The organism is Kiritimatiella glycovorans (assembly GCF_001017655.1).
Taxonomy (GTDB): Bacteria; Verrucomicrobiota; Kiritimatiellia; order Kiritimatiellales; family Kiritimatiellaceae; genus Kiritimatiella; species Kiritimatiella glycovorans.
In genome coordinates, this window is record NZ_CP010904.1 from 771,337 (window position 1) to 794,678 (window position 23,342).

Annotated in this window: 16 protein-coding genes and 2 pseudogenes; 6 read left to right on the top strand and 12 right to left on the bottom strand. The window is 56.6% G+C overall.

From position 1 onward, the window contains the following. The first annotated feature begins 69 nt into the window (after positions 1-69). From L21SP4_RS12280 to L21SP4_RS13260, 3 genes are all read left to right on the top strand, one after another. On the top strand, positions 70-801 hold the full coding sequence (locus tag L21SP4_RS12280) for an RDD family protein (protein ID WP_074041373.1): 732 nt from the start codon (positions 70-72) through the stop codon (positions 799-801). 18 nt (positions 802-819) lie between these two features. Next, complete coding sequence (locus L21SP4_RS03260) at positions 820-1,827, top strand: hypothetical protein (RefSeq protein ID WP_144413735.1); 1,008 nt, start codon at positions 820-822, stop codon at positions 1,825-1,827. Between the two features lie 253 nt (positions 1,828-2,080). Then, positions 2,081-2,929, top strand: a complete 849-nt coding sequence (locus L21SP4_RS13260) for a hypothetical protein (RefSeq protein ID WP_052881320.1) — start codon at positions 2,081-2,083, stop codon at positions 2,927-2,929. Between the two features lie 357 nt (positions 2,930-3,286). On the opposite strand, the pseudogene L21SP4_RS13455 reads toward L21SP4_RS13260, so the two are convergent. Together L21SP4_RS13455 and L21SP4_RS12295 are read right to left on the bottom strand one after the other, a co-directional pair. After that, positions 3,287-3,655, bottom strand: a pseudogene (locus L21SP4_RS13455) (transposase); the annotation flags it as partial. Positions 3,656-3,697: 42 nt separating this feature from the next. Then, positions 3,698-4,459, bottom strand: coding sequence for a transposase (locus L21SP4_RS12295; RefSeq protein WP_074041376.1), 762 nt, complete (start codon positions 4,457-4,459; stop codon positions 3,698-3,700). On the opposite strand from L21SP4_RS12295, the gene L21SP4_RS03280 reads away from it, so the two are divergent. From L21SP4_RS03280 to L21SP4_RS13060, 3 genes are all read left to right on the top strand, one after another. Then, positions 4,424-5,566 (top strand): hypothetical protein, encoded by a 1,143-nt coding sequence (locus L21SP4_RS03280; RefSeq protein ID WP_335334113.1) that lies wholly within the window; start codon positions 4,424-4,426, stop codon positions 5,564-5,566. The genes L21SP4_RS12295 and L21SP4_RS03280 overlap by 36 nt on opposite strands. Before the next feature lie 113 nt (positions 5,567-5,679). Next, complete coding sequence (locus L21SP4_RS03285; protein WP_144413736.1) at positions 5,680-9,327, top strand: CRTAC1 family protein; 3,648 nt, start codon at positions 5,680-5,682, stop codon at positions 9,325-9,327. A gap of 84 nt (positions 9,328-9,411) precedes the next feature. Next, a complete protein-coding gene (locus L21SP4_RS13060) occupies positions 9,412-9,588 on the top strand; it encodes a hypothetical protein (RefSeq protein ID WP_160300654.1) in 177 nt (58 codons plus the stop codon). 23 nt (positions 9,589-9,611) lie between these two features. Here the strand turns inward: L21SP4_RS13060 and L21SP4_RS03290 are convergent, their stop codons facing one another. The 10 genes and pseudogenes from L21SP4_RS03290 to L21SP4_RS03325 form a co-directional block, all read right to left on the bottom strand. Continuing rightward, the gene (locus L21SP4_RS03290) at positions 9,612-12,968 is read right to left on the bottom strand and encodes an amidohydrolase family protein (protein WP_052881324.1); all 3,357 of its coding nucleotides are present in this window, start codon (positions 12,966-12,968) and stop codon (positions 9,612-9,614) included. A gap of 703 nt (positions 12,969-13,671) precedes the next feature. Continuing rightward, positions 13,672-14,733: a virulence RhuM family protein gene (locus L21SP4_RS03295; protein ID WP_052881325.1), complete on the bottom strand. Its 1,062-nt coding sequence runs from the start codon at positions 14,731-14,733 to the stop codon at positions 13,672-13,674. Continuing rightward, positions 14,730-15,320: a plasmid pRiA4b ORF-3 family protein gene (locus L21SP4_RS03300; RefSeq protein ID WP_052881326.1), complete on the bottom strand. Its 591-nt coding sequence runs from the start codon at positions 15,318-15,320 to the stop codon at positions 14,730-14,732. The genes L21SP4_RS03295 and L21SP4_RS03300 overlap by 4 nt, the downstream gene beginning before the upstream one ends. Next, entirely contained in the window at positions 15,317-16,669 is a 1,353-nt protein-coding gene (locus tag L21SP4_RS03305) for a tetratricopeptide repeat protein (RefSeq protein ID WP_052881327.1), read from the bottom strand. Before L21SP4_RS03305 ends, L21SP4_RS03300 begins: the two co-directional genes overlap by 4 nt. Before the next feature lie 82 nt (positions 16,670-16,751). Further along, positions 16,752-17,003: pseudogene (locus tag L21SP4_RS03310) on the bottom strand (ADP-ribosylglycohydrolase family protein); the annotation flags it as partial. Continuing rightward, entirely contained in the window at positions 16,993-18,129 is a 1,137-nt protein-coding gene (gene mcrC / locus L21SP4_RS12300) for a 5-methylcytosine-specific restriction endonuclease system specificity protein McrC (RefSeq protein ID WP_074041377.1), read from the bottom strand. The pseudogene L21SP4_RS03310 and the gene mcrC, both read right to left, overlap by 11 nt. Before the next feature lie 99 nt (positions 18,130-18,228). Beyond that, a complete protein-coding gene (locus L21SP4_RS12305; protein ID WP_082116493.1) occupies positions 18,229-20,337 on the bottom strand; it encodes an McrB family protein in 2,109 nt (702 codons plus the stop codon). 230 nt (positions 20,338-20,567) lie between these two features. Beyond that, the gene (gene istB / locus L21SP4_RS03315) at positions 20,568-21,323 is read right to left on the bottom strand and encodes an IS21-like element helper ATPase IstB (RefSeq protein ID WP_052881065.1); all 756 of its coding nucleotides are present in this window, start codon (positions 21,321-21,323) and stop codon (positions 20,568-20,570) included. Further along, positions 21,320-22,780: an IS21 family transposase gene (gene istA / locus L21SP4_RS03320; RefSeq protein WP_160300627.1), complete on the bottom strand. Its 1,461-nt coding sequence runs from the start codon at positions 22,778-22,780 to the stop codon at positions 21,320-21,322. Before istA ends, istB begins: the two co-directional genes overlap by 4 nt. Before the next feature lie 90 nt (positions 22,781-22,870). Beyond that, entirely contained in the window at positions 22,871-23,332 is a 462-nt protein-coding gene (locus L21SP4_RS03325; protein WP_236682503.1) for a restriction endonuclease, read from the bottom strand. Positions 23,333-23,342: the final 10 nt, after the last annotated feature.

A 23,342-nucleotide genomic window follows, 5' to 3' on the forward strand; every position in this document is an offset into this window, starting at 1 on the left:
TTTTCCGCTGGCGCTCCCAAGCCGGCCGGTTACGCTAGACGTTAGCAGCCAAGAAACGGAGAGAGAATTATGTTTTGTGAGAATTGCGGCAAAGAAGCAACGCAAAATGCAAAATATTGTCAATATTGTGGTTCTGAATTAAGCAATGCAGGCCAATCAGAAAGTAACCAAATTAAAGCTTCATCCATTCAATCTGAGAAATTGGAAAAAGACCAGCTTATAGAAACACCAAAAAAAGATGGAAGTAAAAGCTTTTTAGGTGGTGTCCATCATCCTTGGCGAAGGTTCTTTGCTCGCACAGTAGATTTGATGTCCATTGGAATTCTAATTTTTTTGCTATTTTCGTTTTCAATTGGTTATCTATTCCCGCAAAACATTGATGGGTTTGTTAAATTTATAGAAAACCCGATCGGAGCGGCGATCGTTTTATATGTGTTATGGCTTCCGTTTGAGGCTTTGTTCTTATTCCTCGTAGGTACAACTCCTGCAAAATGGGTATTTGGCATTCGTGTCACAACCCCAACAGGAGAAAATCTATCATATGGCCAAGCATTGCAACGAGTGTTTCTTGTTTTTGTTCAGGGTGAAGGCTTCGGTATACCACTCGTTACCCTGGTTACTAGATTATTTGCTTATCGTCGTCTTACAAAAACAGGCACTACACTTTGGGATACATCCGTAGGTTCCGTAGTAACACATAAAAAATGGGGTGTCATCAGGGCTATTGCGAGTGTTTTTGTAACACTCGTAGTGTTGGTAATTATGAGCATTCTTAACCAAGTGGGTAACTCATATGGATAAATATATAAGGATATAATCGTGAATAACCGAATGCGGATATTTGCAATTCTAATAGCGCTAATCGCAACTGCTCCTAATGTTTTTGCGGAAATCAAGCTTTCAAATGCTTTAGCTAAAGATATTGGCCAAGCTTATGGCTTTTACTTGGGGCAAAACTATTCCTTGAACGAAATTTCCAAGAAATATCCTTCATTATCAGGTTTGTCGCTAATAGCAGAGAAGGAATTTTCTGCAACCTTCAAATCATCTATTGAAGGCATGGATGCGTTAATGGCGAAACACGCCAAAAGCGAATGGAATAAAATCAAAAAGCAACTCACAACTCAAATCGCAAGCTCTATCCAAATTGATCAAATATCAGAAGCGCAAGCTCGCCAGTTTGTTGAGTTAGTACGAGAAAGAGCTAATGGGAACATAGAATCTCCAGTAATTGAGACATATCTGCTATTCAAGTCTGGTTATGAAAAGAATCCCGAGCGTGAGTTTCTTGACGGTTATAAATACAAGTACACAACAAATGGTGTTGGAAAAGCAAAGGGTGTAGCGTTTTCTATTGAATCCCCAAAAACCTGGGTTGCCAAGGAAGGCAATCGGCCAAATATCGTACAAAAATTTGTTAGCGAGAATGGCAGAGGACTTGAGATACTGCTTATCCTCATCAAAGAAGTACCATTACAGCCCGGTGAGAAAATCACAGAAAAAGATGTATTGGAAATCTTAAACCCGAAAGACATTCAAGATTTTATACCTGACGGCGGAGTCCATCTTAATAGCGGAAAATTAACATTAGAGAACCTTCCTGGTTTTTGGGTTCATTTCAAAATGGACATGGCGAGGGTGAGGAACACAGTAGGCATGGAAACAATTATGTACACCATCTTTTACAAAAATAAAATGATTCAAATCCAAGGCCAAGTGATGACATCTATAAATGGAGAGCCATCTGAGCGAGGCGGGTTGAAAAAATACGAAAAGCTATTTGACCTCATGGCGAATAGCTTAGTCATTACCGACATTTATAAATAGCTGCTAACAATCGCATGCACTCGGACAGCAAAAAGCGCCACTCGTTCCTCGCTCTGCTTTTTGCTGCCGGTGATGCGGGGCGTCCGATCAAACTTCATGGCCTTCCCCTCTTCATGGTGGGTACACAGTTCGAGTTCGATTTGGATTTCGAAGTCCCATTCGAGGTCCCGATACGGATTGACAATCCGCCTGAATAAAGCAAGTTTCACCTTCAGGCGGGCGATGATGCACCCGCAGGAGGCAGGAGGGCACCATGAAAACATCGCTGTATTCGCCCGTGATTGATCACCCGCAGCGCAGCGGGCGAAAACGCCTGCGACGCGCATGGCCGACCTTGCTTCTCATTCCCGGCGTGATCTTCCTGTTATCCGGAACAGTGGATGCGCGGGAACAGACTTTCTATTCGTTCCACGAACTGGAGGGGACCCTTAGCGCAGAGGGCGCGGACCAGCATTACGTCATGGGCGGCGAGTCGCTCGCATTCGCGATCAACAACGACGGTGTGGTGGTCGGGAGCGCGGAGGGCTACGTATGGGACCCGGGCGCCGGCGACTGGGAGGGGTCGAGTTCGGAGATTTCGACGCGCTGGATCTCGCCGGATGTCGCTGAAGTGGTCTATCGTGACGATACGCGTATCGTGGATATCAACGACGACGGCAGGATGGCCGGTCAGTTCGTCTGGAACGCCACGCCGTATTCCTCTCTCTACAAAGGCCATACGCAGGCGGACAGCGGTTTTCTCCGCTGGACGGACGAAGGCGGCACCACCCACACGTATACCACGTCCGATTCTTCCCCGGTGACCGTACCGACGGCGATCGCCCCCTCCGGAGCCGTGATTGCAAACGACTTGACCGGCGACCATTCGTACGCCATGACGCGGTTGTTGGGCGCGTGGTCGCGCACCGAGCTGGGGACGGAACATGCCTACGGCATGAATGAGTTCGCGACCTCCATCGGCACCAGTTGGGTCGGCGAATGGGTGGAGGATACGAACACCTATATGAGCCTCCACGGATACGCGGGGGCGAGCGACCTCGGACACCTCTGGAATCCCGGCGCGGTCGCGCCCGGCGAAGGGGGATGTCCCGAATCCTGTTGAAACTCGTTGGCGGTCTCGGTCTTCATTTCGATGTAGTTCCTTGTCATTCACTTGTCCAGTCCCTGTTCGGCAGTTCGCTTCGCTCTCTGCCTGGGGGTGAGGCGTCGTGGAGTGGAGCCCGTTCCCGCCGGAGGCGGGATGGCCCGGAGGGCCAAGGGCGGAGCGGAGCGACGCCTCAACAGCTTCCGATGGCCAGCCCAGGGATTTCAAAAGCACCGGGATCTGACGATAGCCTTTGATTCGACGGAACCCTTTCTCGGCCCTCAGAAGCGAATAGGCCAGCCAGCGTTCCGCCTGATCCGTCTCTGCGCGCCAACGCTTCACCCGCCCGATTTTTGCGCGTGTGTTTCGGAACGGGTTCTCGATGCAGTTTGTGTTCGTCAACGTGGTGTGTAGAGTGGACGGCGCATTCAGCTTGTGAACCGTAATGAGCTCCTCACCGGCCTCGTGCAGGGATTCCAGGGCCTTGTGGCTGTGCCGGCTCAGAAAGCGTTCCGGATCGGCGAGTGCTTCACGTCCGGCTTCTTCGCCTTCCACGGAGCGGAGACGCTTGAAAACGTCGCTCACGCTGCCGTGATGACGCCTGGAGAGACAACGCTTAATATTTCGTTCCTTATGCACCAGGCATCGTTGAATGCGCGCTCGCGGAAAATGCTTCAAGACGCTGTTATGAAGTGCCCGAGAACCGTCGAGAACCGCCAACGGATCGCCCTCGAACTCAAGACCGCGGTGGACAAGCCGGTCGAGCCAGCGATTCTCATTATGGCTTCACCCTTTTCGGTCGGGGTGGCACCCGACCCTCCCAGTGCCCGAAAATGCGTCGGATATCGACTCGGGAGGGACGGCTGCCACGCCGTCCGCGGTCGGAATGCGGCCATAATGAGAACGGCTGCGGTCGAGCAATGCGTCACACACTTCTGTCGATTCCTGTGCGCCTATTTCAAAATCCAGCATAACTTTGCGGCCGTCCAGCGTAATGCCCAGCCCCACAATGGCGCTGAGATCCTCGGACAGTACAATGCCGTCCAGCAGCATGCAGAAGAACCTCTCGGACTTCAGGTCGCGGTCACGGAGCTTCTGTATGCGCTGTCGGCCCTCGACAATCCAGGCGCGGGAAACCCTGCTGCGTCCGGGCGCTGAATCGGGATACAAGGTTTTCTGATCACGTGAACTGACTCCGGCAGCTGTGGCACGCAAGATACGGTCACGAAGGTCGTCGGCCCTGTTGACCGCGTCGCAACTTTTAAGCCTGACCTCCTTCGATGTGTCTGCCTCATGGCGACGTACACGCGGCTTGCGGATCTCCTCATCAATACCGTCAATTCGAAGTCCTACGCGGGTTCCGCCGGCACGTCGGCAGCCTCTGTCCCCTGCCGGCTTGTAGGCCGGACCACACAATTCTGTGACCTCTTCAGCCAGAATATCGGCGATCAGGGTTCGCATTTCACCACGCAGCCAGTCACGGAAAACATCTCCTGCTGCAGACGGTTCAACTTGTCCAAGGGCTTCAAGGACGCTATTGTCACTCATGGCGGTCTCCTTTCGGGTTGGTTTGCCCCGAGCGTCCAACATGGACGCTCAGGAGACCGCCTTCAAGTTTCAACAGTCAACGGGACACTTCCGCGCGTCGGGCTGGGGCCGTTTTACGCGCTGCTGGGCGCCCTTACGGCCATCATGTCCTGGCTCACGGACGCCGGGGTCTCGGTGGAGTTCATGGGCCTCACGTTCATGGTGGGCTCGACCGTCTTCTATACCTCGCTGCTCCTGGGCGTATTCGTCGTGTACGCCTTCGACGGCCCGCCGGCCACGCGACTGGCGATTCTCACCGTGGCCGGCGTCTCCGCGCTGACCCCGCTGGTGGCGGCGGTGATCCATTTTCAGTTCCAGTTCTCGGATCCGTCCGCCCTCGCCGCCGTGCCCGTGCCCAGCCTGCGGATCAATTCGGCCTCCGTGCTGACCACGATCGCGGACCTGCTCTTCCTGGCGATGATCTGGGAGGTGTTCGGCCGGGCGGGAATGAAGATGCGGCTCTGGCTGCGGACGTATCTGACGCTGCTGGGCGTGATGTGGATCGATGTGATTCTGTTCGCCACCGGCGCCTTCGGCGGGACTCCGGGATACCTGAGCATTATGACCGGCACGTTCAGCAGCCGTTTCATCATCTCGCTGATCGCCTTCCCGTTTCTCTACTTCTATTTGAACCGGGAGAACCGCAGGACGGGGGCGGACCTGTCCTGCCGGCCGGTACTGGCGATTATCAAGGAGGTCGCCGAAGTGCGTGCGGAACTCACGCTGGCTCAGGAGGAGATCGAGCGCCGGAAGCAGGCGGAGGCCGAGAAAGAGGCGCTGATCGAAAAACAGAAGTGGACGCTCGAAAACCTGCAGCGGCTCGAAGGGCTGCTTTCCGTGTGCTCGAACTGCCGGCGTATCCGCCTGCGCTCGGAGAACCTCGAATGGAAGGACGAATGGCTCCCTCTCGAAGAATACATCCGCCAGCGCACCAATGTCCGTTTCTCGCACGGGATCTGTAAAGACTGCATGAAATCGCTCTACCCGGAAGAGGTGGAAAGGGAATCCGGGGGTGAGCGTGGCGAACAGGCCCCGGATGACGACGGAGACCCGGAAGAGCGGCCATAAATGCGAAGATCTCCCCCGGATAGAAATCTCATCCATTCGAGGATCGCAAGCCCTGTGGATACAGGTACAATGTGGAACCCGTGAATGGACCGTTCAGCTTCGGGAGGTGAACGTTGCGAGTCGTATGGGTGACATGGATGCTGGCGTGCGTCGGGTTTTTCCTGCCGACGCGCGCGGAAGGGTTTACGTTCTCGCTGCGCGGACAACCGGTGCGGAATCACGTGCGTTACGTCGAGAGCGCGCCGTGGTCTTCGCAGGACGTAAACGACTACGACATCGTCTCGATCTACAGTGGTGCCGCCGTGATACTGGACCGGGATGACACCGCCGGTTTTCTGTCCGTCGGCCGGGATTCGGACGGCGGGACGCTGACGATCGAGGCCCCTCGTGAACTGCGGCTGAACGACGCGGTGTACGTAACGAACGGCGCGATCTATATGAACGGCGGAAGCCTGACCGCCCCGGAGATACGTACGGAGCCGGAAGGTGAGGTTCGTATCGGCGGCGGAACGGTGGAGACGGATTCGTTCTCGATCGACGGCGCCGTCAGGGTGGACGGCGGGATTCTGCGCACGTCCCCCGGCACGGATTTCCCCACGCTGATTTACGAGCGTTTCGTAGACGAAGACCAGAACGTCTGGGCCACCAACGACGCGGATCTCGCCCGGCAGCTGGGACCGGACTGGCGGAGGGCGAACCCCGCCGATCAGGAGACCCAGTACCGCATTTCCGGCAACCACCTCGACATCGGGGACACGAGCACCACGTACATTCAGAAGGCCACCCTGGTGCACGACCGGGCGGAGGCGCCGTCGGGTGAAACGGGGGCGGGCTTTTCCCTCTCCGCCCTCATGCAGCAGGATACTGAGGCGCCCAGCGCATTCATGGGGCTGGCGTTCAACGTGCAGGAGGACGGGAGTTACTACCTCTTCCGGGTATCGGGGGAGGGCTCCGCGCAGTTCCTCGTCTATACCAATTTCACGAAGCAGGGCGGAACGGTCCTGAACAAGTCCGGTGCATTCGCGCCGGTTCCGGACCGCCCGTATCTCCTGAAGGTGGAATGCCGCGCACCCCAGACCTACGATATCGCGGTTGAAGACACGGTGGCCGGAACCACCGTCTACTCGGTCGATGGTCTCACGGTGGGGGGCGGATTCGCGTCGCTCGACGGGGGCGTCTGCGGCGTTTACATCACGCACGGACTTTGCGCCATCGACGACTTCCGCTTCGACGCGGCGCCGGAGCGCAACCGGCTGCTGCACGCCGATGGATTCACGTGCGAGAATCAGACTTCATGGGCCACGAACGATGCCGGGATTGCCCTGCAACTCGGCCCGTACTGGAGACGGGCCAACCCTGCAGACGAACAGACCCAGTACCGTATCCGCGACCAGAAGCTGGATATCAGCGCCGTGAACGGCGGCGTCGACCAGAAGGCGATGCTGATCAATACGGCGGCGAAGACCCTTAACGCGGGAGCAGGCACGAATTTCACGCTGTCCGCGACGATGCGGCAGGATACCGACGCCTCGACGGCGTACATGGGAGTGGCGTTCAACTATCGCGAGGACGGAAGCTGCTACCTGTTCCGGGTCTCGGGCGCGGGCGTCGCGCAGTTTCTCGTTTATTCGAATTACACCCAGCAGGCGGGCACGGTGATGAATGCGCCGGGTGTGTTCGCCCCCGTTCAGAACCGGCCCTACACGGTTACGGTCGAGTCACGGGACCCGGGGGTCTTCGATTTTCGGATCACGGACACCGCGGACCGCACCCCTGTGTATTCCGTCAGCAACGTCACGGTAGGCGGATCGTACGTACAGCTTGAGGACGGGTGGGGCGGGATCTTCTTCACCCACGGCCTCTCCGCCGTGGACCACTATGTCGTGGACGCGGCCCCGGATCGCGGGGCGTGGCGGGGGGCGGGCGCCGGGCGCCTGGACGTGACGTCCGGTGAACTCAACCTCAAAGGGGGATCCCCGGGCCGGGTCTTTCTCGATACCGCACGCTGCCGCGCAGGCGGGGGGATCCTCGCACTGGGGCAGGTGTATCTCGGACAGCACCGCGGCTCCGAGTTCAGCGTCGTCGGCCGTGCCCCGGAGGTGAGGATGCAGAGCCTCCGCCGGACCGCCGGAGCGGCGGAGGGCGGCGTGTTCCGGTTCGAATTCGACGAGACAGGCGTGAGTCCCGTGCGGGTCGATTCGTTCGCGGCGCTGGACGCCGCGGAGATCGTGGTGGACGGGTCGGCGTATACCGGCGCGGCGGACCGGTTCACGCTCTTCGATGCCGGGGTACTGACCGCCCCGGTCCCGGATGAAAACCTGGTGGTGACGGGGTTCAGTCGCGCGTACGCGCCGCGGATTGAACAGGGGGGGGATCGGATTGAGCTGGTCGTCGCCCCGCCCGACCCGTTCACGGACGCGACCGATGCGCTGGGCATGGGGGAACTGACCGACGGGCGCGCCTGCTGGTTCGACTTCAACGGGGATGCATGGATCGATCTGGCCGCAGGGGGACGGGTCTGGGTGAACCACGGAGGCACAAACTTCACCCGGGGCTCGTGGGTCGGCCACGTGGTGGCGGGGGATTTCGACAACGACGGCTGGGAGGACCTGTTTTCGCATTCCCACAGGCGGTTGTTCCGGAACGACGGCGGGACACTGGTCGAAGATGTGCCGCTGCCGGCATTTCCCGACCCGTATTCGTGCCAGGGGGCGTGTTGGGGCGATTTCAACGGCGACGGCTGGCTCGATCTGTATGTCACCGGGTACGAAAACGGCTCAATGGAACCCTACCCGGATTACATGCTGATCAACAACGGCGGCGAGTCCTTTGCGATGTATACCATGGAGACCCGTTACAACGCCCGCGGCGTGACCTCCTGCGACTTCGACGGCGATGGCGATCCGGATATTTACGTGTCGAATTACCGCCTGCAGCCGAACCTGCTTTGGCGCAACGACGGAAGCGGAACGTTCACGGAAGTCGCCTCGGCATACAACGCGATTGCGACGTCGCCGGGGTACGGCGGCGGTCATTCGATCGGCGCCTGCTGGGGCGATTTTGACAACGACGGTCTGTTCGATCTGTTTGCCGGCAATTTCGCTCACCCGGGTCAGCCGGAGTCGCGTTTCCTCCGCAACCGCGGGGCGGCGCACGGGCACACCTTCGAGGATATGGGCACCTGCGGCATCTATTTCCAGGAATCGTACGCCTCGCCCGCCGCCGCGGATTACGACAACGACGGCCGGCTCGACCTGTTCTTCACCACCGTGTACGAGGTGGCCACAGGCGGCATCCGGAACTATCCGGTCCTGTTCCGCAACGGAGGTCATTTTGACTTTGAAGCGGTGGACGGATCTTCCCTGGACGAGCTGCCGGACACCTATCAGGCCGCGTGGGGTGATTACAACAACGACGGCCGACCGGACCTGGTAACCGCCGGCCGCGTGTTCCGGAATAACGGCCTCGGGACCAACCACTGGCTGAAGGTCCGTTTGCGGGGCGACGGCTCCGCAGTCAACCGATCCGCGATCGGTGCACGTGTAACGCTGACCGCCGGAACCCGCACGATGGCGCGACAGGTCGAAGCCGGGACGGGGCAGGGCAACCAGAATGCCCCCGCGCTCCATTTCGGGTTGGGACAGGCGGACGGGCCGGTCGATATCGAGATCGCCTGGCCCGACGGAACGCTCGATACCGTAACCGGCGTCGAGCCCGACCGGTTGATTACGAGGGAGTATGGTTCATCCGCGGGACCTTGAGGGTGCCGGGGAGGAGTATGTTCCGGGGGCAAGGACCGGTCTGGCACGGTGCTCGGAGATGATTAAAAGGAAAGGAACGGAATCATGAATAAGGTCTGTAACCCGCGCTATCTCGGAGCCCTGGGATTCCTCGGCTTTCTGGGCTTTCTCGGATTCCTCGGCAGCGACGAGACCGCGCATCTCGCCAGGTTCGCGATGCTGTCTCTTTTGTCGCTCATCGCACTTTACGCCTTTATTCCCTCCGACGGAAAAGGGAAATAACGCCGCTGCCACCGCTTTTCAAATTATTCCTCCCCGGAATAGTATTCACCCTGCAGCGGGACGGCGGGTCGCGTTGCGCGATACACGGGCATGCCGCCGACGAGCGTCAGCGCCGGCCGGAAACGTTCGATGAACGTGTTCACCATCTCCACCCGGTTCGACTGCGAGAGATCCGCCGCCGGATGCGCGAGATCGGCCAGGTGCAGCCCGTCCGGTCCCTCGATCGCAAACGGGTTGGTTCGCCAGACCACCAGGTCCGCGTACCACCCCGGCCCGTCCGGCATGCTGTTCGTCGGCGCAATCGCCCCCAGTTCGGTTTCCAGCCCCCCGTGGTACGCGGCCCAGAAGGTCATCGCACTCAGAGCCTGTTCCACGCTCAACTGCATCGGGTTGTCCTCTTCGTCCTCCCGGTGCCCCAGCGGCGGGAAGACTTTTCCGGCCAGGTACTCCGCCGGGTACACCTCCGGCCGTTCCTCCCCGCCCTGATCCAGCCAGCGCCCCGGATCGGCCTCGATCGGACAGCGCGCCACGGCGCCGATCATGGTGATCGCCGGACGCGGATCGCGTACCGAAGGCGGGTCGGTGTTGAGCGCGAACGGGATATCGTAGTCAAGATACAGCGGACAGGGTTTGTGATGCTCCGACCGCGGCCGCGCCGGGACGCCGCGCCAGAAGTCGGGCATCCCCGCCGTCGGGATCTCCCACAACTCCTGTTCGTCCGGGAACCCGTTCACGCGGATCGATTGTCCGTCGACCGCCAGCAGCGCGGGTTGGACCGAAAAGACGACGTTGCGCTCCGTCGGCAGACTCTCCCGGTCCATCCCGAACCTCGGGTTGCGGATGAGGTTGATCGCATAGGGCGAGACATTGAGCAGGTGCTCAATCCGGTAGCGCTCGTTGGTGAATCCGCGCCGGATCACGGTTAGATCGTCGTCCGGCCCCAACGCGTTTTTCCAGTAGCCGGGCAGCAGTTTGTAACTGGTCGGCAGCGTCTCCAGGTCGTCTTTCAGCGTCCACAGACAGCGCGTATAGAGATCGACCCCGCCGTCGCCGAGATTATGACAGGCCACCTGGCCCGGGATGGGCCAGTCGTTTGTGACCGCCGCGTCGTGAGCGTGGCGGATTCGCGCCAGGGCCCCGAGCGTGCGCAGATAGCCCGAGTCCACCTGCACGAAGACGCGCCGGAGTTTCTCGGCCAGACCGGCCGCGGCCTCGGTCCCCGCAATCGATACGGTCATGTCGACGTGATCCAGCAGCCGCAGGTCCTGCGCCAGCAGGGCCGGGTCGAAGTCGATCTCGGGCCAGTAGCCGACCCCCTCCTTCAAAAAGGTCCAGTCGTTCGTGATCGCGGTGTTCCTGAAGCCGGGGTCGCCGTCCACGCACTCACGCACCAGCCAGTACAGCGCCGCGCACTCCCGGCTGTTGAATACCTGCTCCTGCTCACTGGTCATCGTCAGCAGCCCGTAGGCATGGTCCCGGAAAACGACCCCTTCGCCCGCGGTGTTGGTGGTGACGAACGCATGGCTGGTGGACGACTTGGCCATTGGCGCGCTGCTGAAGAGCGTTCGCGCCCCCGTCCCGCCGTCGAGCTGCAGCTTCCACCCCAGCCAGCGCACCCAGCCGGGATACTCGCGGTGACCCGACTTCGGCGCGAGCCGGTCCGGGTCGGGTCCGTCGTCGCCGCCCGTCGCCAGCGTGAGGACGTCGTCGATCTGCTCCATATTCTCCACGTAGTAGTACAGCCCTACGCGGAGATTGAATTCGCCGGTGCGCGTGGTGGTGTCCAGCCCCCGTCGGGTGAAGAATTCCTCCTCAACCGCCGGGTTGCGTTCGTGCGACAACGCCTCGTAGGCCTGGAATTCTTCGCGGTTGGTCGAGCGGCGATAGAACATGATATCGTGGACGCCGGTGATGCCGTGACGGTGACACCAGCGCGCAAGGTTGCGCCGGAAGCGCATCCCGTCCCCGACGTCCGGCGGGCGCTGCACCACGGACCCGAGCGCGTCGCGCATGACGTAATGCTCGGCGTACCCGCTCGCGCGCCAGACCCGGCCGGTCACGTCGTGGAAGTATTCCACCAGTCCGCGTTCGGCTCCGCTGTACCAGTTGCTTTCGTACGGCCGGTACGGATCCCAGCAGCCATAGGCTGTATAGGCCGGCAGCAGCGTCCTGCCCCAGAAATCGGCCGCGTCCTGCCATGCCGTCTCGGAAATACAGGCCGGGATGACGCGGTAGAGCGGGATCAGGTGCGCCGAAACCCACCCGTTGGTCAGCAGCGCGTCCAGCTCTTCCATCAACAGGGAAGCCCGCACCGTCTGCGACCATCCGGCGGTCTCGACGACCTCCAGCGGGATGTGCGCCGGCCCGGGCTCTCCGGTGCGCGTGACCACCACATCGGCGAGGAAGGGTGTTTCGACCAGAAAAAGGTTGGTGCCGTAATCGGGGTTCATCGCGACCTCGAGGGTCCAGAGGGTATCCTCGTCCCCGGGCGCGGTGATCGTCTCGACATCGGTCGGCCCGAACCGGTTCGTGCTGGAGCGCATCCCGTCGTTGTACTGCCGGTGCAGCTCGCCGTTGTACCAGCAGACCTGGCCGCTGGTGTGGACCAGCAGGGCCGCTTCAGGATGGTGGGTGGGGTCTGCCCCGCGACCGATGCCGTTGATCAGATAGCGGGGATTGAGCGTCGCGGCGGCGCAGCCCTGCGTCGAGCAGAGGTAAAGACAGGTGTCGGGGTGGCCGGGGTCGGCGGGCGCTTCGTCCACCTCCGTCCGTACATAGCCGTGCAGCAACATCCCCGTGCGGCTGTGATGGCTGTCCAGATAGGTGTTCGCATCGTCCACGATCATTTCCAGCCCCTCGCGGATCCCGCGCTGGGTGTGGGTGTCCTTGTCGATGGTGTAGTGCGGATCGCTGACATCGGCGAAATAGCCGAACTGTTCACCCTGCTCGGGGATCTTTTTCGACCAGCTCGTGACGTGAAAATGGCTGTCGATGATGCCGGGCGTGACCACCGCGCCGCGCAGGTCGATGCAGTCGAGATCCGTGAGCAGGGCTTCATCGATCCCCTCCGCGCGCCAGGCGGCGAGGACCGTGGCGGGATCGGTCCCCGGCGGGTCGGGGCAGGGGTCCTGCAGCGCGGGGGTATCGCCGAGCGGGAGGGCCTGGGGAGAGGGATCGTCAGGTCCCGGTTCGTCCAGGAACGGATAGACGGCGGCAATCCGGCCCCGATCGGGGTCGATCAGGCAGGCTTCCAGGACGTAGAGCCGGGCGCGGTCGTTGGTGGACGCCGCCGCCAGCGCGACGTGGATCGGCGGTGAGCAGGTAGCCGTTGTAAAGCATTCGCACGCGGCGGGTATGGTAGCTGTCGTCGTCGCTGACACGACAGCGGGTGCAGAGGACCGGGGCCTCCGAGAGGTCCGCCTCGAACTCGGTGGCCCGGTCGCAGTCGGGAAAACGCTGCACCGCGACCCCCCGCCAGTCGTCGCTCGTCAGCGAGGTGCGCACGTCCAGGATCGCGCGAGTGGTATTGGAAGGGACGCACAGCGTGACCCGCGCCGTGGTTCCGCTGGCGGCGGCTTCTGTCAGGCGGCACTCCTCGGCGCCCCGTGCCGGATCCGGACCGGGAATCAGAGCCTGGACCAGGAAGAAGCAGCCGAGCACACAAGAACGATTCATCGCCACCTCCGGGATGCGGCGGATTATAAAGAGCGCGACGCCGCCGAGCAAGCCCGCATAGGGGGATGTCCAACTCATGCGGCACAGCGATCCGCCGGCCATGATAGGCCGGGGGCTGTCCCGCAGAGACAGAACCATGCAAAAAGTGGAGGACACGGAGCCTTACCCCAATTCGTTCTCCAAATAAAAACACATCCTCAAACCCTGTCTATTCAACACCTTACCACACATCAAATCCCTTCAGCCTGCCGGACTCCGAGAGAAATTTAATTCTCTACATTTTCCCGAAACAGAGAACGGACGTGGGTTCGATTCCCGATTGAATACCTGACGGTGTGTTTTGCAAACCATGTCTGAATGAATCTGTGTCACAAGTTTTATCGTAAACCTGCCGCAAAGTTGAGCGCGTCATTCCTTGCCCTTGTGGTCCAGTTGCTTCAACAGCCGATCGAAGTCACTTTCAAAGAGCCGATCCTGAACAATCCGGTATTTTTCAAATTCGCTTTCGGCGTGAGCTTTGGCAATTTCTGCGGTTACTTTTCCTGCATCCTGAAGGATCTCCCGATCGGTGGCTTCGATGAATTTGTTCAACCGTGTTTCCCAGTCCTGCATAGTCATCGGCATCTTGCGCATGGCCATATCTTCAGCCACATCCAGATAGGCATTCACCAGCCGGGTCAGTTGTACCATTTCATTTTCGGTCAAGTAATTCTTGGCAACACTGACGTCGAACTTCTGGATTTTACCCTTCGGGGCGTCTTTCCAAGTCGTCAATCCCATGTTTTGCTTTTGGTGGTCTGCTCGGTCGACGATCACTTCGGCAGTTGTCTGGCCGTGAATAGCACAATGCAGCTTGTTTTGAACCGTGGCAAAGAAGCGCTTGGTTGCCTGCGCTGTCACATCATAGTCGATGGATGTCGCGTAAATGTCGGTAATCTTCTGGTAAAACTTGCGTTCACTCAGGCGTATTTCCCTAATCCGCTCCAGCTGCTCTTCAAAATATTGGTCCGTCAGGATGGAACCGCCGCTTTTTATGCGTTCATCATCCATCACATAGGCTTTGATAGTGTACTCCTTGATGATTGTGGTCGCCCACTTGCGGAACTGAACGGCACGCTCGGAGTTGACCTTGTAACCGACCGCGATGATGGCAGAGAGGTTATAGTGCTTGGTATTGTAGTTTTTGCCATCAGCGGCAGTTATTCGAAAATTTCGAATAACTGAATCTTCTTCGAGCTCGCTATCGGAAAACACCTTTTTAAGGTGGTAATTAACCGTATGCGTTTCCACGTCATAAAGCACGCCCATCATTTTCTGGGTCAGCCAGATATTTTCATCAGCGTAAACCGCCTCAACGCCGCCTTGGCCGCTTGCTGCAACAAAGGTCAGGTATTCCGCCGCCGAAGAGCGGACAATTGATGTCTCTTTTTTTCCAGCCTTCTGAAGCTGTTTGTCTTTATCTTTTTTCATTCCACACCTCCCCAGTTTTGATACCTGTCCCGGGACCAGCGGAGGTATTTCAACAATTCCCAGTTTACAGATTCGGAATCAAACCGCTCGCTGTTAAAATCGCCACCGGACCACTCCATGTAACTTTCATGCTCTTCATGATCTGGGTTATCAAGAGCCTTGCAAAACTCAAGGTAGCCGGGCACGCCACCCACATCTTCAGGTGGGCAGGCTCGTTCGCCTTCAAGGCAGGCCAGCTCCGTTCTCAGCTCTGGATTAAAATAGCGGCTTTCCTCAAGAACAAGTTCGTGTTCCCAGCTGTCACCGAAGTCGTACAGGTAACTGAATGTGCGACCGTTCTGCTTGATCAGATCTCCGAGCCGGTATTTCCCGCATACCAGTCCGTCTTCTTTGGATTCCGGGTATTCGGTATAGCGTTTTTTTCCAATGGTAAATTCGTGCAGATGGCTGTCGGTCCAGCCCATGACAATCTGAATCACATCGTGAAGCCGGTCCAGCGTAATGCTGGCTGGCACAACAAAGCGACGCCAGATGGCCGGTTCGATATCAAGCAGTTGTATTTTCAGCAGATAAAATCGTTCATTCATTTCTTTACCTCGTATTTTGACCAGAAGCTTCGCTTGCGACCATGTCCCTCAATGATCTGCTTTTTGAAAGCTTCGTGGGGGTTAAATTCTTTCCAGTCGGAAATGCCTGCCGCCAGCTTGTCTAACTTCTTCAGATACCGGATTCCATGGGGATAGGCTTTGGTGTAGCCACGATCCAGAATGGAGACCAACAAACTGCGGTACATCAGGCTGGCAGCGAGATGCCGGTTTTCCGATTCCATGGCCTCCGCAAGAGAAAGCAGACTACCGTAATGATTGCCATCAAGCTGGTCCGCACGTTTTAGGAGATAATCTTCGGCTTCATCTATTCTCCCAACGGCTATCAGAAATTCCGCATCCGACTCCCGAAGTCTGTCGGCTTTCAGAATCTGTTCAACCTCATCGGCAACGACTTCATCACGCTTGTCATGGCCAATGACATCCAGAAGCGTCTGTAGGGTGTCCGTGGAATGATAGGATTTGAATTTCTGAAACAGGAGCTCCGTCAGTTTTTCAGAATCTCCCTGCTTATGGTAGATATCCTCAAGCAGCTTATCCCGTTCGTAAGCCTGAAAGGTTTCGCCTTCCGGGATTTTCTTCAGCCATAAATGGGCGGTTTCAACATCACCGCTTTCCAGATAAACACGAGCAATATCGATAATTGCTGCAGAATTTAGCTTTCCCCACGAAGCAATGCGGGTCTTTTCAAACAGCTGTGCATCCTTGATCTGTCGGGCTAATGATTCGATTGATCTCAAATGGTGGCGTTTGCCGTATTCATCCTTTTCTTTGTCGGCCCACTTCTGAAGCGTGGCGATCATAGTGCGGATAGCCCCTTCAGGCAGGCACTCACCAGCACAATCGATCAAGGTATCACGGATGCCGTAATTATCCTTCTGATTCACCTTCAGAATGATGTCCGCAATCTTTTCTTTTTCGGTGCAGCGGGAGGCATAGTCCACAAACAGCTCTTTGGCGTCATAACGGAACACATCACCGATGTTCCCACTGGAGTCGTCACACATCTCAAAAATGGTGCTGTCGGCTTCATAAAACGCCGCAACGAGCTCAACGCCTGTGAGCGGATCATCCACGCCGGATTTTAAATCCTGCAGTAGCATTTCCAGTTCCCGTGAGAAACTGGCTGCACCCCGCCAATCGATAAAACGCCTCGAATGTTTCAAGCTGGAAAGTTTCTTCGTGAATCTCTGCACATTCTCCTTAGGCGTGGCAATTAACTGTTCAATCAGGTCGTCGGCCTCGTCGGAATGTACTGCAAGATTCAGGAGCGCCTCAGCGAGGGTTTCTGCACTAAGGTTGAACAGTTTTTGTTTGCGGGAATCAGTCATTAGGCTGCCCTCCCAGCATATTCAAGCAGCAATAATCCAAAGAATTTTTGAATTCACGGGTCCCCACCTGACAAACTGTCAAATATTTTTTGACAGTTGCCCCTGAATCATACGAGCCTGTTTTCACCAGCATCCGGGCAAGGAGCAGAGCCATCTCGGAATCATCCGTCGGTTGACCAGCAATGGTATTCCATGTGCCGCCATCTGCCAGCTCTCGGACACCATCAGGGTAGCTGCGCCGGATCTCCTCCGGGGACTGAAACTCAACCAGACTTCCCAGCGCATCACCGGCAAGCTGGCCCAGCAGGCATCCTTGGGCTCGATCAATCTTCATGACTGGCCTCCAAAACCTGCCACAATTGGTGCCGTATCATTTTTGTTTCGGCACTCAAATCTACCGTAGCAAACCGAATTTCATGTCCTTGGATCGAAACTGATTCATTAAGCATGCTACCAATCGAAGGGTGTAGTAAAATTCCAGTGGCTTTGTCCGCGAGAGGATCTCCCAGCCCTTCCTGAGACCTCAAATAAGTATAAATCTGGTATATATATCCACTGCGCAACGTTTCATCCCTGTACCACCCTTTGGTTACAATCGAATTAAATTTGGTATCAATGATGACCCGCCTACCTGAAATTTCATGGTTCAAGGTAATGTCAGTACGCATTGAGGGGAAAATCTTGTCGATGCCAGAACTTTTCTGTTCTACGGCCCATCCGATAGATTTTCCAGCTTCGATACGCCACCCCTGACCGGATAAAGTAACATCATAAAAACCGGCAATTCCTTTTTCATAGAGTTTCCGAATCCAAGTAATTTCACGGTCTGGTAACGATAAATATTTTGTTCCGGCAGATTCGGTTGGTAATGCCAGGTTAAACGCAAGGTGAGCTGCAGCAACCATTTTCCGGTCGATTGCATCGTGCCTTCCAAAACGGTCTATCGAAACCTCTGCGTGTCCCGGTTTTTCTCCGACCACCCCCATACGTCTTAAACTGTTCGCAATAGACCTACACCTGTGCCCCAGAGATTGGCGTTTCACCAACTTTGAAATTTCTTCTAATGCTGACCGCACGAAGCGATTGCGAGGCGTATCAACGGTCAACTCATCAAAGCGGCAAAACACCTTACCTTTATCAAGAAGCCTATGGTGTTCAGTCTTCAGTAAATCTATTCGGCCACGAACACGATTCAGAGTTGTCTCGCGTGTCTGGTATCCAAAGCTTAAGTTTCGCTTGATTCGCTGTTCAACCTGTGTGGATAAAATTTCTGCAACCAAGTCGGGTATGTCATCAGGATTATCTTCAACAGCAACCTGTGAAACTTCATCCAGCTGACGAAAAAGGTCAGATGCATAGAGCATAAGCAGCCAAAGATTCCGGACAGGAATTCTTCCTATGTAACCAGACTCTTTGAGAGCGGTATTTGGCTTCGGCAATGTGGCTGCAACAGTGCTCATTTTTTAGAAACCCTCAAAAAAGTCGTTCTCTTGCCTTCTGGGCTTTATCAAGAGAATCGAACCAGTACTCATCCAAGAGAGGTCCAATTTCTGTATCTACTACTTGTCGGAACCATTCCCGCGCATCCTTGATAGGAATACCAACGGAGGCGTGACATAACTGTGCCCAATGCTGAACTGTTCGCCCAAGCTGGAATCAGATGTAATCTCTGTATTTAGAGACAATAATTTGCTTTCAATGTCATCAAGTATGTCTGTGGCTATTCCACATTGAGTTGCTACCCAGTCTTTCCACGTGTTTCCAAGTGCTGGTTTCAAATCGATAAATGCAAACCTTCTCCGCAGTGCTAAGTCGACAAGAGCAAGCGACCTGTCAGCAATATTCATTGTTCCAATCACATAAAGGTTATCTGGAATAAACACTCGCTCATCATCTTCACGACGGTATGAAAGCTCTAACGCCTCGTTTGGAGTTCGCTTGTCGACCTCCCACAAAGTCAGCATCTCACCAAATATCTGTGCAGGATTACCTCGATTGATTTCTTCGATTACAATGACGTGCCTTGTACTGGGTTCATTTTCGGCGGCCCTGATCATTTCGACAAATGGGCCATCGACTAAAGTCAATTTGCCATCACCAGATGGACGCCAACCCCGTACAAAATCTTCGTATGAAAGATTGGGATGAAACTGAACTGCTCGAACCTTGCTATCATTCTTTTGCCCGATAAGAGCAAGCGCCAATCTCTTTGCAAGCCAAGTTTTCCCTGTCCCGGGAGGGCCTTGCAGAATGAGATTTTTCTTTGTTCGGAGCCGCTCCAGAATCCTTTCAAGCTTCACTCGTTCGATAAAACAACCGTCCGAAATAATATTATCGACTGAATACGGTTCAATTGGAGCAATGGTAACTTCTTCTTCTGGCTCGCTACCCGGCTCGTCACTTTGAACATCTGTATCAGTGGCATTGGGGTGTGCCGATGTTCCGCCATCCTTGAAAAGCCAAGCAGCAAGGGAAAGCTCTGGAAAGGAGTGAACCGGATAAGCCTCTTCCTGAAACCGTGTTTTTAATGTATCCAGTACCGCTAAATAATCGTTTGTATTACAGCGACCTATGGGGCCATTAAGCCCGATTATGATATTCAGTATCTTGCTGATATACCTTTGAGACTGCCCATCAAGAGTCGGGAAATTCCATGGACGAATCCAGTACAACCCCATTGTCAAATTCCAGCCGACACCGAATCTCTCGGTTGCACTATCATAGGCTGAAATGAAACCAGCTCTGACATCAGAATCGTCAGAATCTGAAAAGGTGATTGCCCGGGCAAATATCTCCCATAGCGCATCGATGTCGTCGGACTTTCTTTTGTTATCAAATCCAAAGAACCAAGAGTTCTGGTTGTTGAGTATGGGAATTCCTTCAAATGAGTCCGGCACAACTTCTTCAACACCAAGAAAAGTTGCCAATTCAGTAGCAATATTTTTCCTGTTCACATCGGTAATGCCCCGATTGAATATCCCCATAGCTGTAAATGGACAGATATCCTTCAGAGGGCCTGTTGAGCCATCTTGAAACTGGTCCTGCAGATTGGATAAGCCTTCGACTTTTGATGCAATTGAATGTATGCCTTTTATGAGCTCGTCTCGCTTATCCCTGTATAAGAGAAGCTTGTCTGCGATGGCTTCATAAAAACGGGTCCAGAGAAAGCGTTTTTTATCTACAGAGGTGTCTCCAAAACGCTCACGCCAATATGGTGCATTCCTGAACCGGCTGATATCCTGAGGTTTTTCTTCGAATGTAAAACCGATTAAGGCATCCGTAGTCCAGTCCCCGGGCAAAACGCGCCATACGGTGCTTCGATTTGTATAGAAGTACCATTCTCTTGGCGGGTCGAAAGGGGTCCATTCAACATCCAAGGTCCGACCGTCACCATGATTCTTTTTTACAACTCCGATAGCCTTGATGCCCATGACAGAAACGCTTTGCCCACGATTGTCGAATGAAAGGTCTCGCTTTCGAGTATAAGAGGATATGATCGCAATTCGGTCACCGGTCTGGATAGATTTCACTTGGTCAAGATACTTGTCTTGGTATCCATTTTCCCAGATCCCGTCATTGAGAAATCTGCTTGTTTGATCATCAGAGCCGTAAGTAGCTCCAACAAACCAACATGCTCTTGATCCGGCTCCTTCTGGTTTATCGGTCATAAATCATCTCCTGCATTAAAAATCTCTTTATTCTCTTGTTCAGCGATCGGCTCGTCAACGACAACTACATGGCCCCGTCGGCGACAACTACACTTCCCCATGTTGACGGGGCTGGTGGGCCCCGGGTTTCCGGGGTTTGAGGGCGATGGGCCGATAGGCCCGAGCCTTCCCCCTCCCACCCCGCAGGGGCACCCCCCATGGGGGGTGCGCGATTCTCACAATTGCGATTTTCATCGTTTTCGATTCCGTTCGCCCGCCTTCCGGGCGCGGTAACTTTCGCCGTTGAGTTCCAGGATAGTGGAATGATGCACCACCCGATCAATGGCCGCCGCAGTAGTCATCGGGTCCTTGAAGATCTTGTCCCACTCACTGAAGACCAAGTTGGATGAGATCATCAGGCTGCGCCGCTCGTATCTCTCGGACAGGAAGGTGAACAACACCTCCATTTCCTCACGGCTCTGCTGCACGTAACCGATGTCATCGAGGATGACCACCTCGAAGCGGTCGAGCTTCTTCAGCAGCGCTTCGATCGCCAAGTCGCGCTTGGCGGTGAGTAGCTTCTGCACCAGGTGGAACGCCGTGGTAAACAACACCGTCGTGCCGTGTCGCAGCACCAGTTCGCGCCCGATCGCGGTCAGCAGATGCGTCTTGCCGCGTCCGGGTAAGCCGAACGCCAGGACGTTCTCGGCCCGTTCGACGAAACCGCCGTCCACCAGCGCCGGGATCTGACGCTGCACCTTGGTCGGAAGCAGCTTCAGGTTCAGCGTGTCCAGCGACTTGCCGTCGGGCAGGCCGGAGCGTTTCAGCAGCCGCTGCGTGCGCCGTTCGCCCCGCGCATGCAGTTCGCTCTCCATCACCGCGGCCAGGTAGCGCTCGTACGTCCACTGTTCCTGCGTGGCCTCCGCAGCCAGTCGCTCGTATTCGTTCAACACGTCCGGCAACCGGAGGGCACGCAATGTCATGGCCAGAGAGGCGGGCGTGGTCATGCGCACACCTCCTCCGGCGCCAGCAGTTCGTCATAGGCGGCCAGATCCACCGGCAACGGCGCATGCTCCGACAACGTCGGCATCGGACGCGGACACGCCGAAAGCACCACGTCCAGGCGCGGGATCTCCCCGCGGTCGCGCAAGCCGCACAGTGCCGCTTCCACCTCACATTCCATCGTGGTGGCCGCGTGCTTGAGGATCTGCAGGTATTCCCGTTCCGCAGTCCGATCGTTGACCGCCGCGCACAGTGTCTCGTACGCCCACTGGAACGCGGAGGACGGAAACAGGTCAGCACGGAACCGGTAGTTCCGGAACGCCCCGGGCTTGCGCACCAATGAACCGATCACATGGCGATAGTTGATGTGGTGCGCGTGTTCATCCCGCAGCCATGGCGCAGTGAGCTGGCGCACGCCCCCGTAGAACACCTCGATGTGTTCCGCGTAGCGATGCACCGTCACCGTGTACCCGATCAGCCGGCTGGGTACCGAGTAGATCCGGCGCTTCACGTTGATAGTGCCCCAACTGCGTACAACGCACCGATACTCCGTGTATTCCGGCAGCCGGTCCACGTCGAGCGCCCGCATGTGTTTGAACTCTTCGGCCAGGCGGACGCGCCGCGTCTCGTTCACCCGCTGAAGCACGCCATGAAGGAACTGCTCATACGCCGCCCGGCTGGCGAAGTCCCGCGACCCGCGCAACAACAGGTGTTGCTCGATCCGACGCTTCAGGGCGCCGTTCAGCGACTCCACATCCCCGTTCTCATGGGGACTGTCCACTTGGATCAGACGGGGAACCATCTCGAAGTGATCCATCAGCTCCAGGTAGGCGCGGTTGTACGCCCGCGGTTCTCCGCTGGCCTCCGCCGGCCGGTGGGTCGCTGCGCTCGAATGATCCATCCAGTGCTCCGCCGGCACACGGCCCAGCCGCGTCAGCGCGTTCTGAATCCCCGTACGCAGCGCCACCAGGCTTTCGCTATGGCAGATGCTGGCCCATTCCCAGTTCGAGTAGGTCAGCACGTTGTGACACAACTGGTGGTCGAACGGTTCCCCGGCGATCGTGATCCCCAGCCGGTCCATGTGCGTGAAGTCTGTGGACATCCGCACGCCCGGCCGGTGCTCCTGCGCGAAGTACACCTCCTGCTCGGGCCCCGAAAGCGCTCGCCATTCACGTACCCGCCGCTGAAACGTCCGCAGTTGACCCTCCTGATACTTACCCGCCCGCTCCCGGCACAGCCACTCGAACACCGTCTTGGCCTCCAGCTCCGGGCAGCCCTCGAACATCAGTCGGCACTCTTCCCAGTCCTCCGCGAACGGGTCCTCCCGGGTACGCCACCTGCGCTCAACCGGCATCTCTGAGGGCAGTTTCCCGCACCTCAGGTACTTCTGCGCCGTCTTACGGTCCAGATCGGCCCGCAACGCAGCCTTGGACACGTTCCCTGTCCTTTCGTATTCTTCCATCAGCTTCCTCACTTTCCGGTCCGGGGTGACCATCGGCCCTCCTTTCTTTCCAAAAAGAGAGCCTCCAGCACCCCCGGTTAGTGGGGAAGTCTAATTGTCGTCACTGGGGAAGTGTAATTGTCGCTGCGCAATCGGCAGTTCCTCCAGCTCGAAAAGGTCGTGTGACATGCGGCGGACACCTATGTTGTATTCCATCAGAAGTGTGACCAGCTGTTCACCATTCATGAGGCCCACGGGCGTTTTGTCCGGTTGATTGGCCTCCTTGATGGTTCCGGTGCTGAAGTCGCTAGTGGTAATGATCAGTCCCTGTTCATGCGCACCAAGGCTGCCGCGAACCTGTTGAACGGTCGGGCTCTGGATATTGCCTTTCCAGCGTTTGGCCTGAACAGCCATCTTTATGCGGACCACATCGCTGATCAGCAACGTGCCCCGGACATCGATGCCGCCATCGCCGCCGTACTTGGTCACCTCGATGCTTTCAAAGCCCATCTCCGCCAGCAGTTGACCAACAAGCTCCTCGAATTGTGCCGGGCTCAGATCGACTAAGCTCACCGGCGGCAAT

Bases quoted from the DNA above. Each gene is read 5' to 3' on its own strand.
- L21SP4_RS12280 (WP_074041373.1), top strand. From the start codon at position 70: ATGTTTTGTGAGAATTGCGGCAAAGAAGCAACGCAAAATGCAAAATAT.
- L21SP4_RS13260 (WP_052881320.1), top strand. From the start codon at position 2,081: ATGAAAACATCGCTGTATTCGCCCGTGATTGATCACCCGCAGCGCAGC.
- L21SP4_RS12305 (WP_082116493.1), bottom strand. From the start codon at position 20,337: ATGACCGATAAACCAGAAGGAGCCGGATCAAGAGCATGTTGGTTTGTT.
- L21SP4_RS12295 (WP_074041376.1), bottom strand. From the start codon at position 4,459: ATGAGTGACAATAGCGTCCTTGAAGCCCTTGGACAAGTTGAACCGTCT.
- L21SP4_RS03300 (WP_052881326.1), bottom strand. From the start codon at position 15,320: ATGAATGAACGATTTTATCTGCTGAAAATACAACTGCTTGATATCGAA.
- mcrC (WP_074041377.1), bottom strand. From the start codon at position 18,129: ATGAGCACTGTTGCAGCCACATTGCCGAAGCCAAATACCGCTCTCAAA.
- L21SP4_RS03295 (WP_052881325.1), bottom strand. From the start codon at position 14,733: ATGAAAAAAGATAAAGACAAACAGCTTCAGAAGGCTGGAAAAAAAGAG.
- istA (WP_160300627.1), bottom strand. From the start codon at position 22,780: ATGGAAGAATACGAAAGGACAGGGAACGTGTCCAAGGCTGCGTTGCGG.
- L21SP4_RS03305 (WP_052881327.1), bottom strand. From the start codon at position 16,669: ATGACTGATTCCCGCAAACAAAAACTGTTCAACCTTAGTGCAGAAACC.
- istB (WP_052881065.1), bottom strand. From the start codon at position 21,323: ATGACCACGCCCGCCTCTCTGGCCATGACATTGCGTGCCCTCCGGTTG.
- L21SP4_RS13060 (WP_160300654.1), top strand. From the start codon at position 9,412: ATGAATAAGGTCTGTAACCCGCGCTATCTCGGAGCCCTGGGATTCCTC.